Annotated in this window: 8 protein-coding genes and 1 pseudogene; all 9 read right to left on the minus strand. The window is 69.6% G+C overall.

The window, feature by feature from the left end:
* Positions 1-513 precede the first annotated feature (513 nt).
* The 9 genes and pseudogenes from ACIP82_RS37200 to ACIP82_RS37240 all read right to left on the minus strand — a co-directional run bounded on the left by ACIP82_RS37200 (position 514) and on the right by ACIP82_RS37240 (position 14,349).
* The gene (locus tag ACIP82_RS37200; RefSeq protein WP_400660105.1) at positions 514-2,553 is read right to left on the minus strand and encodes a TerD family protein; all 2,040 of its coding nucleotides are present in this window, start codon (positions 2,551-2,553) and stop codon (positions 514-516) included.
* Positions 2,554-2,888: 335 nt separating this feature from the next.
* The gene (locus ACIP82_RS37205; protein ID WP_400660108.1) at positions 2,889-3,194 is read right to left on the minus strand and encodes a hypothetical protein; all 306 of its coding nucleotides are present in this window, start codon (positions 3,192-3,194) and stop codon (positions 2,889-2,891) included.
* Positions 3,195-3,270: 76 nt separating this feature from the next.
* A pseudogene (locus ACIP82_RS37210) lies at positions 3,271-4,145 on the minus strand (IS5 family transposase).
* A complete protein-coding gene (locus tag ACIP82_RS37215; RefSeq protein WP_400660110.1) occupies positions 4,123-4,800 on the minus strand; it encodes a hypothetical protein in 678 nt (225 codons plus the stop codon). Before ACIP82_RS37215 ends, ACIP82_RS37210 begins: the two are co-directional and overlap by 23 nt.
* Positions 4,801-4,855: 55 nt before the next feature.
* A complete protein-coding gene (locus tag ACIP82_RS37220) occupies positions 4,856-5,989 on the minus strand; it encodes a DEAD/DEAH box helicase (protein WP_400660112.1) in 1,134 nt (377 codons plus the stop codon).
* Positions 5,990-6,039: 50 nt separating this feature from the next.
* Positions 6,040-6,933, minus strand: a complete 894-nt coding sequence (locus ACIP82_RS37225) for an endonuclease domain-containing protein (RefSeq protein ID WP_400660114.1) — start codon at positions 6,931-6,933, stop codon at positions 6,040-6,042.
* Positions 6,930-7,322: a hypothetical protein gene (locus tag ACIP82_RS37230; RefSeq protein WP_400660117.1), complete on the minus strand. Its 393-nt coding sequence runs from the start codon at positions 7,320-7,322 to the stop codon at positions 6,930-6,932. Before ACIP82_RS37230 ends, ACIP82_RS37225 begins: the two co-directional genes overlap by 4 nt.
* Positions 7,323-7,918: 596 nt before the next feature.
* Entirely contained in the window at positions 7,919-9,097 is a 1,179-nt protein-coding gene (locus ACIP82_RS37235; protein WP_400660120.1) for a hypothetical protein, read from the minus strand.
* 2 nt (positions 9,098-9,099) lie between these two features.
* Entirely contained in the window at positions 9,100-14,349 is a 5,250-nt protein-coding gene (locus tag ACIP82_RS37240) for an ATP-binding protein (protein WP_400660122.1), read from the minus strand.
* Between the last annotated feature and the right edge of the window lie 380 nt (positions 14,350-14,729).

Below are 14,729 nucleotides of genomic sequence, written 5' to 3' on the forward strand. Positions count from 1 at the left end.
GGTGCGGTGCCAAGTCGCATGCCCGGTTCGGGAAGCGGCTCCGGGGAAACGGGCCGGTCGAAAGACCGGAACCGCGCCCCGGGCCGACTTCACCAGCGGCCGCCGTCCTGCCCGCCGAGGACGTCCTCGCACCGGCCGCGCCTGTCAGTCTTCTCTCTAGTTGCAACACTGATGCCGCTCTGACCAGGTGTGCTTGAGGTAGCCAACAAACTTAAAGCTGCCCATTGGTATGCCTATTGAGCTGCAGTGGTGTTGCTAGTGAGCATGTTGACCTCTGGCGGATAGTCGCTCTGACCTGGGATGTTTTAGTTACGCGGCGAATGTTGTAACTAGATGGATAACTACCCTGTGAGAGTTATCGGGCGATGCCCTCTGGAGTGATCTTGAGGGGGTGCGATGTGGGCAGGTCGAGGCGGTGTCAGTGTTGGCGGCGGGGGCTGTGGGCAGAGTGTCGTGTTGCGTGAGCTGACGACGACATCCAGGCTGCCGCCCTCGCCTGAAGCCTCGTCAGGATCAGGGCTCGATGTTGATGCCGTAGTCGGTGGCCAGGCCCGCCAGGCCGCTGTCGTAGCCCTGGGCGACGGCGCGTGCTTTCCAGCCCGGTCCGTGGCGGTAGAGCTCAACGGCGACCACGACCGTCTCGCCCGCGTCGTGGGCGGGCGGCTCGAAGCGCAGGAGCACACCTGAGATTTGGGTGATGTCCGCCCTCCAGGTGGTGCGCTGGTCGAGGACGGCGGTGGGTTGCGCTTCGAGGTCGACGCTCACCACCACAGCGACCGTGCGGACATCGTCGGGGATGCGGCCGAGGTCGGCGGTGATGGTGTCGCCGCTGGAACTGACGCCGTCCTGGTGGGGGTGGTTGTAGAAGACGAGGCCGTGGTCGGTCCGGACCTTGCCGTCGCCGGTGAGGGGAAGTGCGGAAACATCGACCGGAGCGCCAACGGTCGTGACGCGTAACGCTGTTGTCTCGGTAGGTAGGGGCGCGTTGCCGCCCTTGGCCAACAGCAGCGGCACGAGGCCCTTCCCGTCAGGGGATGGTGCGGCGAGGTCGGTGGTGACGGGGCCAGCGGGGGAGTGGGCCGGGGGCGTGCCGGTGCGGGTGAGGCCAGCGAGGGCGCGCTGCAGGAGCGGCCAGCCTTCGGCTTCCTCGCCGGGCCAAGGCCACCGTAGCCGCTGGGTGCCGAACTGCTTGGCGGTGGGCGGCTGTCCGAGTGCCTCCTGGAGTTGAACGTAGCGCAGGCTCTCGATGGCCAGCCGCTGCAACTCCCACTGCCGGCGGATCTCCTCCGGGTCCTGGGCCGCCGGCCAGGTGCTATTGGGGACGGGCTCGCCACCGAGCGCTTGGTACACCCGGCGGGCGAAGTCGTGGCCGTCGCTGGCCAGCAGGCGGGCGGGCCGCTTCTGCTCGGACGGCGCGGGCTCGCCGATCGCGGTGTAGAGCGCCCCGAGGTCACCGCCGGTCCACTGGTTGGCGGCGGTCGTCGCGAACCGGGAGAACTGGATGAGCGTGGGCGGGCGCCCCTTGAGGGCGACGTGGCGGTGGTACTGGTGGGCGACCTCCTCCAGTTCGCGGCGCCACCGCTGCTGCAAGTAGGTGTTGAGGTAGCGTTCGGCCCAGGCACGGTGGTGCCGGGTGACGATGTCCCTCACGTGCTCGAAGCCATCGCGGCGCGAGCCACGGCCCATGCTGAACGTGACGCTCACGAGGCCGTCCTCGGAGACGACCGGAACACTCCTGCCCTCCGAGATCGACTCCGGATCTCCCAACTGCTGCTCGGCGGCGCGCAGTTCCTCGAAGAGGGAAGCGTCGACGGGGCAGCCGGCCGTGCGCAGCTCGGTCAGCTCACGGTCGTAGTAGCCGGCGGCGTCGGACAGGGTGGTGCGGGAGTACGGGCCCTCGCACACGAACCACGCGGTCAGTCCGATGCCATGCCAGAACCCGGCCGCTGCACCGAGAACCTGGGTCATCGTGTGGTTCGGGCGGGGGTTGCTGACGATGCTTCCGGGGTGCTGCTTCAGCATCACCGTCTCCCACAGCCGCCCTACCTGCTCCAGGACCATGGGCGGCAGAGCCTGCAGGTACAGCTGAGGGGTCCGGTCCTCTCCGGGCGAGGACAGGTCCATCACTTCCTCATCGAGCAGGCCCCACAACGAGGGCATCCCCTTCGCCTGGCGGGCGTGTGCCTGGTCGAAACCCGCCCACCAGTCGCGCAGCACGGACACCCGCTCCTCGATGGGAGAGACGGCGGTGCTCGTGCCGAGGAACGCCGCGAGCATCGCCTGGACCTCGTCCTCGCCGATGCCCGTCTCAGCCGCCACCTCGGCCGCCTGGGAGGACATGCCCACATACAGGCGCGCCTCGGGCAGGGCGGTGATGACCTCCTCGTCCGGGTGCGGCGGGGCCTGGAGGTAGTCGAGTACAGCCAGCCAGTCACCCGCGAAATGAGCGGAGACCACCGGCTGCAGTGCGCGGGTGAGGACCCGCCGCGCCAGCGGCGTGCCCTTCTTCGCCTTCGCCGCGAACCCTGCCGTCAACTGCTGCAGCCGCTGCATACGGTGACGGGCCGCCAGCTGTTCGAGATCGGCCGCGGCTAGGCCGTGTTTTGGAAGTGGTGCAGGATGGGGTTAACCACGTGCCGATCGGAAGAAGCTCTCGTGGTTGATCCCGTGCTCAAAGCCGCCCTGAACCGCCTTCGTGCTGTGAGGTCGCGGCGGCCGACCAGTTTGAAGCCCGGCGATTTAGCCGACTGGCGGGAGAGAATCGCTGATTGCCTGGACGGTTTGGCGAGCGTGCTTCCTTTCGGGGAGGACCAGGTCAGGGCGAGAGCGGAGGCAGTGGCGGCTCGGGCTCAGGCGGACGAGATCCGAAGACGCGGTGAGATCGTGTTCTAGAGATGGCTGGTGCCGCGAGCCGCCATCCAGACGGTGAGGTCCTTCGCGATCCGGTCGATGCTCGTGCCGGTGGTGACCTCGTGCTCGTCCCGCGCGGTGTCGCGCCGGACGACCTCGTAGCCGCCGCCCTCGAGCACGGCCACGGACGCGAACCAGGCGGGGTCGTCCCGATCGGGCTGGACCACGACAAACGTGTTGTCGGAGTCGTTCAGGCCACCGATCAGCATGGACAGGGCGTCTTCGGACGGGTCATTGATGTGGTTGCCGTTCTCACTGTCCGCGCAGTAGTAACGCGCCGCCATGGAAACGCCTACCTCTCCCTCGTCGCCTGTCAGGGGTGTGACCCGGTCAGCATGGCATCCAGAACCATGGCGCGACTCACAGCCAGATGTTGATGGCGGCGATGTGAACCGTGGCCTCGAAGCGGACGGCGAGCTTGTCGAAGCGCATGGCCACCGCACGATGCTGCTTGAGACGGTTGATCCCGCACTCGACCGCATGCCGAGCCTTGTAGTCCTCCCGGTCGAAGGCCGGCGGCCGCCCACCGTTGCGGCCACGGCGTCTGCGGTTCCTGGCCTGGTCAGCGGGTTCGGCGATGGTGGCGGGGATGCTCCGCCGGCGCAGGTAGGAGCGGTTCGCCCGGGACGAGTACGCCTTGTCGCCCCGCACTCGGTCGGGTCGCGTGCGTGGCCGGCCCGGCCCGGCCCGAGCCGCGGGACACGAATGGCTTCCAGGACCGCGACGAACTGCGGGCTGTCGCCGCGCTGCCCGGCGGTAACCAGCACCGACAACGGGCGCTGGCGCTGTTCGCAGGCCAGGTGGATCTTCGTGGTCCAGCCTCCTCGCGAGCGGCCCAGCCCGTGGTCAATGGGTTCCGATTGCAGACCACCGGGTGGTTCCTTCTGCTGGTCCCCGAGGCGGCGGGCACCGGCCGCGTGCTGGTGGGCTCGGCAGATTGTCGAGTCGACGTTCACCTCCCAGATGATCTGCCCGACCGCGTCGGCACGTGCCTGCAAGGCGGTGAACACCGCAGCCCACACACCACCGCGCTGCCAGCGTCGGAAGAGGCCGTAGACGGTCTGCCACGGTCCGTACTCCGCAGGCAGATCACGCCACGGTGCCCCGGTCCGCACCCGCCACCGGACACCGTCGATCAGCCTCCGCTGGGAAGCCGCCGGACGCCCCGCCCCCGCCACCGGCAACAACGGTTCCAGCACAGCCCACTGCTCATCAGAAAGATCCCCGCGCCCCACAACAAAGATCATCACTGCTACGGAACGCGAGGACCATCAGTTCCAAAACACGGCCTAGCGCTTCCAGCAGGTCCAGACGGGCCTGCTGCTGCCCTCTGCGGTCGAGAGCGTGCCAGCCGCCGCCGAACCGGAAGACCTCCAACGCACCGGAAGCGATGCCCAGCAGCCGGTAGTGGTCCTCGATCGCCGCCCACACCTGCCGCTGCTCCTCACGCGTACCGGCCGGCCCCGCCGCCCGCACCCGAACCGGCTCCATCAGCGTCTCGAACAAGGGCACCAGCAGCGCCCACAGCAGCACCACATCCCCGCCCTCGGCGACGGTGAGGCGGGCCGTGTCACCAGCGGCCACCGTCAGTGCGTGGGCCGGACGGTGGCGCAGCAGATGTGGCAGGTTGACCACCCCTGCCTTCAGCGAGAGCTGCTGCGGCAGGTACCACGCGCCGCGCCGCTGCTGCTCCTGAACTCCGAACACCTCCGCGCACAGGGCGCTCTCCGTGCGGGTGAGAGCCGCGGCCTTGGCGGTTTCCGGGACATGAGCCCCCTTGCCGACAGTGACGGCGGCCACCGGCCGGCCCTCGAGCGAGGCGGCCAGCAACCGGGCCGTGAGCGCGTCGACGTCGGTGAAGCGCTGCTGCCGGCCGGCCGCCGCCTCCACGCGAAGTGCTACCTCAGGGTGGGCATCCGCGGCCGAAAGCCACCACCGCGACGGGTCAGCTGCCACCGGTCACCTTCCGCATGAGCTCGACGAACTTCTCGAACGGCAGTGGCGACGCCGTGCCTTGCGCATAGACGGCGTAGCGCTGCGCCATGAACTCCATCTCCCGCTCGGCCCGCCTAGCCTCCACCCGATCCAGCTCATGCACGACGCGCTGCTCCACCCGTCCTCGCTCGTACAGGACGAACGCGTCCATCCCGCCCGCACCGTCGTCGCCTCCAGCACCTTCCGCAGGGTCGTCCCCTTCCTGCCCGTCACCCTGGAAGGAGGCGGCCTCGATTGGCGGGGCGTCCAGCAGCAGAGCCAGGTCCATGTCGTTGTCCGCGCACAGCGCCTCCAGGTGGTCCTCCAGGCCGAGTTCGGCGTGGCAGACCACATCCAGGTACTGCTGTCCGGCGGGCACGCCCGGGTGGCGCAGCACACGGACACCGCGTCCGATGAACTGGTAGAACTCGCCGAAACTGCCGTAGGGGCGGATCGGCACGACAACGGTGACGGGCGGGAAGTCGTAGCCCTGGCCGAGCATCCGCAACTGCACGATGCCCTGAAGGTCCCCGGAGTCGGACTCGAACCTGCGCACAGTGGAGGAGATCGCCGACGGCGCCATGCTGTGGTGCAAGGTGGCGCAGGCGATGCCGTGTTCCTCGGCGATGCGCGCGATCTGCTTGGCGTGGGCCTGGCCCATGGCGGAGAACAGCACCCGCGGCTTCACGGGGGCCAGGAGCTTGGCCTGCGCGTCCAGGCAGGCGCGGGTGGCGGCCATCACGTGATGGATCGGCGCTTCGGACTGCGCGGTGATACGTGCCATCCGCCGCTCGTCGCCCAACGCGGCCAACAGCGCGTCACGGCCCACGATCTGCTCGCGCCGCCCATCCGGCCATGTGGCCTCGTAGACGGTCGCCGCCACGTCCGGCGCGAAGCGGTGGACCCGCAGATTCTTCGCCGAGCCGTCCGCGACGGAGTCCACCAGACGGTAGCGGTAGACGACATCGGCATCGATCGGCTTGCCGTCCAGGCGCCTGAAGCATGCGGACATCAGCAGCGTACGTGCGCTCTGGAAGTGGGCGAACAGCCGTTGGTAGGAGGCGCTGGCTGCGATGTGCGCCTCGTCGACGACGATGAAGTCCACATCTCCCGGCTGGAGTTTGGTCAGCAGGTCCCCGTCGGTCTCACCGGTGCTCAGGAATGGAAGTTGGTGACCAGGATGTCGGCGGCCAGCAGCCGCTCGCGGCTGACCCGGCTGATCTGACCGTCCGCCCCGTCCAGGACGAGGGTTGTCGGCGGGCGCGCACCGGGCAGTATCGGCCCACCCGCCAGCCCGTACAGGGCATTGCCCGGCGCACCGGGGTCGAGGGCCTTGGCGAACGCGCCGCGGATGACCGAGCCCGGCGTCACCACCAATACGCGCCGCTTGGCGAACGACAACGCGGCCGCGACGCCCAGCGCGGTCTTGCCGGCCCCGACCGCCATCCCCGCGGCCGCGTGCCGGCCACCGCACGCGTAGTAGTTCGCCAAAGCTGCCAACGCCTCGTCCTGGCACGCCCGCAGCGGCCCGCGGTCCACCCGCGCCCGCACGTCGTCGAAGTACGATCCGCCCCCGGCCCCGAACACAGATGCCCGGCGGGGCGGATCAGCCGCCCGCATCGGATCACCCACCATGTCCGGAACCTCGACATGAGGTGAAGCGGTCAGCAACGGAGCCAGCGCCGGATCCTGACGCAGCATCGCCTGCAACTGCGCGACGCAGCGCGCGGTGTCCGTGCGCACTGCGTCATAGGAGAACCGCAGTACCGTCAACCCGGTGGCGGCCAGGTCGTTCTGCCGCATCCGGTCGTAGGTGAACGCACCCCGGTCGCTGTGGAACGCGAATCCGTCCAGCTCGACAGCCACCCGCAGCACGTCACCCGCGATCAGGTAATCCAGCCGGTAGGTGCGCTCCTCGACGGTCACCGGGTACTGGCTGTGCACCCGCGCGACGATGCCCCGCCCCGCCGCCGGGGTGAGCACCCACCGCAAGAACGCCTCCTCCAGGAACGAGGCGGCGGGGATCAACCGCTCCAACCCAGCGCTCATGCCGGGCCGTCCTCGAGGTCCGCCTCGGAGGCAAGCAAAGCGACCTTCCCCGACAACTGCTCCACCAGGTCCTCGCCCTGCCCGAAGCGGGCCAGGCGGCGTGCCAGGCCGAGAGCCTCCACCAGGGCACCCTCGCGCTCGAGCAACTCGATCAACTGCGGCACAGAGGACACCCGCACGAACGAGGGCTCATCGTCAGTGAAGTCGAACGACACAGCTTGTGGGGCGGCCTCCATCAACTCAAGGTCGAGCAAAGCGAACACCTCGAGCAACTCCAGCGCATCAGGGTCAGAACGGCGGTCAGCCCACAGCTGGCTGACTGCGTGTTGCAGGACGAAGTGGTAGTCCATCGCCGAACCCGGGGTCTCCAACACCTCCCAGACCCGCACGGCCAACTCCGGACCCCGCGCTTCGCGCGGTACGTGCCGACTGGCAGGTGTGGCAGAGGTACTGCCCTCAGGAGTTGGCCACATCGCAGAGCCGTACGACTCGTCGGGACGGTCATTCGCTCCTGGAAGTGACTCGCGGACTACACCGGGGCTGCCCGTGAAGCTCAGGCCAGGGATTGCCGCCATCCGTTCGAACCACGGTTCCATGTACCCACCGGTCTTGAGTCCTGTATCGCCACCTGCCGCGAGCAGGCCACCCACCCCTGCGCCCGCCCAGTTTTGCAGGACCCGGACCTCACGCCTGCGGCACCCAACGCCACGCCCACCAGCGGCAGCACGGTCGTCACCAGTTCGGACGTCAAGAAGGCTCCCTGCTCGTGTTGGCGGCCGCCAAGTACGTTGAGAGGCAGCGCTGCTGGCTAACGGCCGCCAGCGATGGCCAGGTCGCGAACCCGCCCTGCTGACCTGGTGGCTCCGCCGGTCCGGGCCCTGGGCGTGGGCGACGTGGTGAACACGGGCTGTCGCGTCGGCGGGCGAGTTGTACCAGTTGCCCAAGAGCCTCGGTGACCGATGACGGGAGGGACTCCGGACTGTGCTCAATCCTCGTCGGGGAGACTATCGTCGTGGGGTGCTGACGTGTGGTGGACGTTGAGGCCAGCTCGGCAGCGGGCGGGACCGACGATGTCGCACAGGCGTATGAAGAGGTCGGGACGGATGATGAGGTCCGCTCCTGTGACCGCGGGCAGCAGTGGCTCGTAGTTTCCGTCGTGGACGAGGTGTCCCCGCCACTGGCGGCAGATGAGCGCCTCGCCGGTCGCATCGCTCAGGCTGAACCCGCATACGCCGTCCGTAGGCGCGAGATCGAGTGCAGCGATGACCGGCGCAACAGGCGCGAGGACGTACGGGGGCACCCCTGGGCCGTGCCGGGGGCGGGGCGAGGGAAGCAGCGTGGTGCTGCCGGCGTCGGTGAGTCCGACCAGGGGCCGGTCGCGGGTCTTGAGGTGCTTGGCTGCCGCTTCCGGGCTTGCCAGGCCGAGTGCCAGTCGGCGCCAGGGGGTCGTCCACAGATGCCAGGGCAGCTCGGCGAAGGGCAGGGTGTCGGGCGGCGGACCGTCGACCGAAGCTTCCAGCCCGACGACGAGGCGCATTTGGCGGGCGGGCTGGTCCGGGTGGCGGCGGGCAGGAGTGCGCTGCCGTTCGGCGAGGCCGATCTGCACCCAGCCCGTGCGAGGGCCGTCGGTGACCCGGGGGAAGGCCGAGGCGCTGTGCGGCAGCGACCGCAAGCCGTCGACCGAGGCGAGACCGGGAGGGGGCCAGGGCTGGGGGTCCTGTCGGCCGTCGTCGAACCAGGGCGCGGGATCGAGTGTCCACTGCAGCGCTTCAGGGCGAGTCAGGGGCCGGGGAGTGCGGGCGAGTTCGGCCCGTAGGGCTGTCTGGGGGTCGTCGCGCAGTCGTGCGGCCGCACCGCGCTCGAAGGCCTGGGCATTGCCGCGCTGCCCTGCCTGGGCGAGCGCGGCGCGCAGGCCCGCCGCGGCCTGCTGCAGAGCGTCTTCTGCGGCGGCCTGGTCGGCGAGGTAGGCGTCGGGCATCTGGGAGCGACGTTCGGCCAGCAGGTCCAGCTGGGCGGTCATCAAAGGCTCGACATCCTCGGCGAAGGCGCCGGTGACGAGGTCGATGACGGCCTCACGAAGGCCGGCCGGGGACCCGGCTGCGTCGAGGCGCACTCCCAGGTAGTAGTCGACCAGGTGGGTCGCGTACGGCCGCGGGTCGTCCATGGTCAGTCCCCGGTGTTCAAGCTTGCGGACAGAATGCGGGCGAGTGTCGGATGCGCCGAGGTCGCCGGAGGGGCGGGCGGTTGGTGCCCGGCCCGGGCGAGGATTGCGGCGGCTTCCGCCCGCACGGACAGCATGTTGCTGCCGCACAGGTCCACGAGCCGCTCGCAAAGGGCGCTCTCCAGTGGCCCGTCCGGCATGTGGTTGCGCAGGACGGCCAGGAGCCAGGTCAGGGGGCCGGCTCCGATGCCGGGGGAGAGGACGTGTGCCAGCGCTGCTTGCGCGTGCCCGGGCCGGGCCGGGAGGAGGACCGCCGCGGCGACCAGGGCGCGGCGCTTGACGGCGCGCTCGGGGAAGGCGACGGTTGCCAGGGTAAGCTGGCACAGCGCTGCGTCGACGTCGTCCTGCCGAGCCGGCTCTGCGGCCGGAACGTAGACGCCCTCCCCGAGTCGGGCGTCGCCGGGCAAACGATGGGCGATTACCTCGTACGCCGCGTCCCAGCACGCGAACGCGTCGGCTGCTGGGGGTGAAGTGGGTGGCTGGACGGCGAATGCCGAGACAAGGGCCTGGCTGACACCGATGGTGCGACTGTAGGAGGCACCGGCGACAGCGTCGGCCACCCGGTCCGCGAGATCCTGGGCCGCGCCGACAGCGTCGTCAAAGTGGGCCTGTTGCCACAGGTCCACCCGGTCACTGCCGGCGAAGGACCTCCACCCGCCGCCGCCCCGCATCTTGGTGAAAGCGAGCATGCCCGCCGTCGCGGCGAGCGGACCGAACACCTCGGGGGCGATATCTCGGCGCGCGTGGAGCCCGGCGGCGAGGTCTGCGAGCAGCTCAACGGGCCCGGCCACGCTCATCTCGTCGGCGATCCGGTGCAGCAACTGGGCGGCCGCGGAAGCTCCGTGGCCGTCGACGGCCTCCAGCAGCCTCCAACCCACTGCATTGGCCAGAGCGTCCCTGGACCACCGTGGACCGGGCGGATCGTCATATGCCTTGCTACTGCGGTCACGGACCGCGGCCAGCATGCCGGCAGCTCCTTCCAGCAGCGCAGGCCGCTGCTGGGCATGCAGGAAGGCGCCCGTGGCGGTGCGCTCTTTGGGGCCCCGCCAGTCACGGGAGGTTCTCAGGGGAGCGGCCCGGGGTGTCCAGAGCGGGCCGCCCTCGCCGCCGCACCGTTGTGCCGCCGCACGCAGCGCAACGGTGTGTGCGTCCCCGGCGTTGTCCGACGTGGAGATCATGACCTGGTCGTCGTAGGTTGAGGTGATCGCATTGGCCAGCACCGGCAGGAGACGCCGCACCTGCGCCGCGTCGCTGCCCGGCAGGTCGGCGAGCCGGCCGAGCAGCGTGGTGTCGGCCTTCTGGGAGCGGCCGTCGGGCCCTGCAGCGATTCGCAGCACCGCCAGGACGACAGGGTCGGCGGCGTCGGCCTGTGCGGACAGCAGCCGCTGGTGGGCTGCGTCCACCCGGGCATCGGGCAGTCCGGGCTCGGTCAGGAGCAAGTCGGTACCCAGCTGCGCGGCGGCCCGCGGGTCCAGGAGCGCCAGAAAGCGCCACCACTCGTGGACAGTCCCCGAGGTGCCCCGTCCGTTGGTGTGGTCCACGACAAGATGCACGAGGGGTTGCGTTCGGGCCAGCCGTACACGTGCCTGGACAGGATCGGCCTGCATGAGCTGGGGCAGCGGATCCAGCAGTTCGTCGACGGTGACGTCCTTGTGGCCCCCGTATGCGCCCATGTACCGGGCGGCACGCTCCCAGCAGCGCTGCGCTTCCTGCGGATCGCCGCAGGCGAGACTTACCCGGGCCATCTCGAGCTCGAAGTCGGCGTCCTCGGCGTACAGTGTGCGGCGCCCGGCCTGGGCCGGGCGCAGCGTCTCCATGAGCTCGCGCACGACGCCGGCTCCGGCCTGGCCAGCGCTCTCGGCTAGCAGGGATACCAGTTCCGTGGTGATCAGCGGGCCGGATCCGGCCATGCCCATGAGCGACGTGGTGGTCCCGCGACTGATGGCCTGCAGGGCAGCGATACCCAGCGCCAGGTCGTCGTCGAGCAGCAGGGTGACGGCCTCGTGCAGTACCCGCCGCACGAGGTGGTGGATGTCCATGAGGTCGCAGGCCCTCGGCTGTCCCGTGAACGGGTTCGCGTGCCCGGCCAGTTCCTCGAGCGACACCCGGGCGGCCGTGGACGCGCCCTCGGCAGGGATCGTCCCAGCATCGACGTCCCGGCGCAGGCCGACAGTGGCAACAGCGAACCGCAGCCAGGCGCGGTAGAAACCGACGCCGTCGAACAGGGGAAGCAGCCGGGAGGGAGCATGCCGGTCGACTGTGTGCGCCACGACGAGCAACGACAGCCACCTGCCTACCGGTCCGGACAACCCGCTGGCCCGATCGACCAGCACCTCCTGCGTCGCCCGTGCGAGTGTCTCGGCGACGCCCTCGGAGAACAGGTCCCCGGCAATGTCCTCGGCTGCGACGCCGAGGTGGAGCAGCCGCCGCGGATCGCACGGCCCGCTAGCCCAGGCCGCACTGGCCAGCATCCGGGCAGAGGGCAGACCGCGGCCCCCGTTGCCGCGGGTCTCCGCAAGATGGAGCAGCAGAGCAGTACGCCGGTCGTGACGCTCGATGAGCTGCGCACTCTCCATCAAGGATTCGGGGCCAAGGCACTCCAGTAGCACACCGACAGCACGCTTGGGGGAGCCCAGGTTCTCCTGGTCGAGGAATCGGGCGACACGCTGCCCGAGAGCGAGTGACCCTTGTCCGGATCCGGGCTCGTCGGTGCCCCGGCCAGGAATTCGGATCCGCCCGCGCAACTCAGCGAGGAACACCGACTCGTCGCTCTCGGAGCCGTAGTGTGTGCGCTCGCGGTCACGTACCTCGTCCCACGCTGCCAGGTAGGCCTCCCACGGGGCGGCACAGCCGGCCCTGTCCACGGCCGCGCACAACTGCAGCCCCCACCGCGCGGACATCGTGGGCACGCCCTCGTACATCAGGCTTGCCGCGAGCCGGTCGGCCCCCGACAACGCCACCAGCACATCCGCGTACGGCACCAGCGAGCCCGGGAGACCCTCGTCCTGGTAGGTCGCCTGCGCCCGGCTGAGCTCCACACAACGCACCAGCATGGGCCAGTCCTTACGGGCCGCCGCCCGTCGCGCCGCCACGGTGAGAGTGTGGATGATGGCATGCGGGGGCTGCAGGCCCGCAATCGCTCGGGACAGGAAATCGGGACCGACCAGTACGGCGAGGTCGTCGTCTCGGCCCAGAGCGGACAAGAGCTCGGGCAGATGCCTGAACGCCCGCGGATCCGTGAAGAACCCGCGCCGCAACAGCCACTCGGCAGCCTGGGCCCGGACCTGATCGACCCAACGATGGTCGCCGTCGCTCCGGCGGACGAAACGACTGAAGCTCTCATGATGGATCCTCAGCCCACCAATGCCCGGCTGCTGCGCGACGATCGGTGCCACGCTGCTCAGTGCGGCACCGAGCATCATCCCGGGCAGCGGGAAGATCTCTCCGAGCTCCTCGGCGCTCACGGCGAAGTCGCAGACCGCGAGCATGCTGACGGCAGCGCGCTGCTGGTCGGTCAGTCCCTTCAGCAGGTAGTCGTAGTAGTCGTCGAGGTCGTGTGCCGACGGAGGGACCTCGCGCAGTCGATCGAGTGGGCCGCCGGCCACGGCCCGCGTCTGCGGTGACCCCAGTCCAGGTGCCGGCCCGAGAGCCTGACGGCACAGATACGTGGCGTAGAGGGCGTTGCCCCGCGAGCGCTCCTCGATCAACGTGACGGCGGCTTCCTCCTGGTTGTCGGCAGGCTCAAGGCCGACATCCGACGACGTCAGGACCGCCAGCAGACCCAGACGATCCGCCAGGTCACGCAGCTCGGGACCCTTGAGAGGAGGAACGGTGAAGTGGTCGGCGCCAGCACCCGCCGACGCGAGGTGGGGACCCGGCTGACTTGCGAGCACGAGGACGGCACCGGGCGGCATCCTCAGAGCACTGAGTTCCTCGACCAGGCCCGCGGCCGGGTCGGACTGCTCCCGGAACACGCCGCCGGTGCTGTGCCCAAGCACCCGGCTGACGTGGTCGATGCCGTCCACGATCAACGCGATCGGCACATCCGGGGCCAAACGCCGCGCCGCAGTGACAGCGTCCACGAGCGACTCGGGAGTCGCCGCGAAGCGCGGCCTCACCTCGGCCACCGCTTTCGGGACTGCCTCTTCGAGCTGCCGGAGCAGACTGCCGATCACGACCTCGGTGAGCACCCGCTGCTCACGATCCATGTCCGAGGCGCCCAGCCAGCAGTGATGGCGTGCAGCAAGCCACGTGTCCTGCAGGTCATCGGCCAGCTGCTCGCACAGCCACGACTTGCCGATTCCGGGCGCCCCCGTGACCACCACGACGCCGCCCTGCCGCGCCGTGTCCTCCAGAGCCCTCTTCATGTTCGCGAGCACGGCGGGGCGCCGCACTTCGGCAGCACGGTCCACGGGGTGCCCCTCACGGACAGCCCCGAAGTCGACCTCCAACGCCAGACGGGGAAGCAGGTCCTCGGCCGTCACGGTCCCGTTGCGGCTGCGTGCTGCTTTGGCCGCCTCGATGAGGGCGAGTGCGACCTCCTCGGGCGAACGGTGCCGGTTCGGAGGACGTCCGGCACCGAGCTCCGTGGTGACCCGGTGCAGCAGGGCCGCCTCGGCCGGCCCGGGATTGTGGATGTTGAGGGAGAATACCGGAACACCGGTGTCGACGACCAAGGATGCGCAGGCACGGCCGAGCAGATCGTCACCGATGCCCGCAAGCATCGTTCTCCACGGCTCATGAGACCGCAGGGCCGCGGCATCGAAGCGGAACCGCCTGCTGCTCAGACCGTGGAGGGCTGGCCCCGGGTCGTTGCCCGCACCGACAGGCCGCAACACGTTGGTCAGATCGGCGTCGTCCGGATCCGTGTCGCGCACCACGAGACGGTGCGACGTGCCGGATGGCGCATTGAGGTCGCGGCCGATGGAGGTGAACAGGAGATCCAGACGAAGACTCCGGGTGTCCTTCGTGAAACTGTCGGTCGACAATGCGCGATCGTGGCTGGTGTGCTTGATCTGCAGTCGCTCGAGACTGCCGTCGCTCCACTCGCACGTGATGTCGTCGAACCGGTCCCCGGCGAACGCCTTGGTGTCGACGACGACGGACCTTGCGTGTCCCACCGCAAGGTCAACGAGGCGAAGCCCGGTCAGCAGGTCCTGGTAGGCGTAGCCGAGGTGTGTCGGGCGAAGCCCCACTGCGCCACCTCCAGCGTGTCCTGCCCGCACGGAACCCGCCCCAGGGTATGCGCCGTGGTCACCCTGGTGAGCGGATATGTATGGCGGCACCGTAGAGCACACCTCCGACATCCCCACAGGTTAGTCGGAGGCAGCGGACCCAGCGGTGGCCCGCGGTGATCCGGGCGAGGGCACCAGGACTCGTTCCTGGCGGGCGCTGCCTGCAAAGGTATTACCGGCCGTCGCCCCCCACACGTGGCACACTCGCCCGCGCGGGGGGCGCGCAAGACCGCAGGGAGGCTACTTGTGAACCGCTGCGGGTTCTGCAGAGACTCTAGATTGTTGCTGTGACCTGCAGGTTTGGCTGCTGTTGGCTGTAGTAGGCGGCTTCGTACTCGGCA

It is taken from the genome of Kitasatospora sp. NPDC088548, assembly GCF_044753005.1.
In the GTDB taxonomy this organism is placed as follows: Bacteria; Actinomycetota; Actinomycetes; order Streptomycetales; family Streptomycetaceae; genus Kitasatospora.

Bases quoted from the DNA above. Each gene is read 5' to 3' on its own strand.
- ACIP82_RS37200 (WP_400660105.1), bottom strand. From the start codon at position 2,553: ATGCAGCGGCTGCAGCAGTTGACGGCAGGGTTCGCGGCGAAGGCGAAG.
- ACIP82_RS37205 (WP_400660108.1), bottom strand. From the start codon at position 3,194: ATGGCGGCGCGTTACTACTGCGCGGACAGTGAGAACGGCAACCACATC.
- ACIP82_RS37225 (WP_400660114.1), bottom strand. From the start codon at position 6,933: ATGAGCGCTGGGTTGGAGCGGTTGATCCCCGCCGCCTCGTTCCTGGAG.
- ACIP82_RS37235 (WP_400660120.1), bottom strand. From the start codon at position 9,097: ATGGACGACCCGCGGCCGTACGCGACCCACCTGGTCGACTACTACCTG.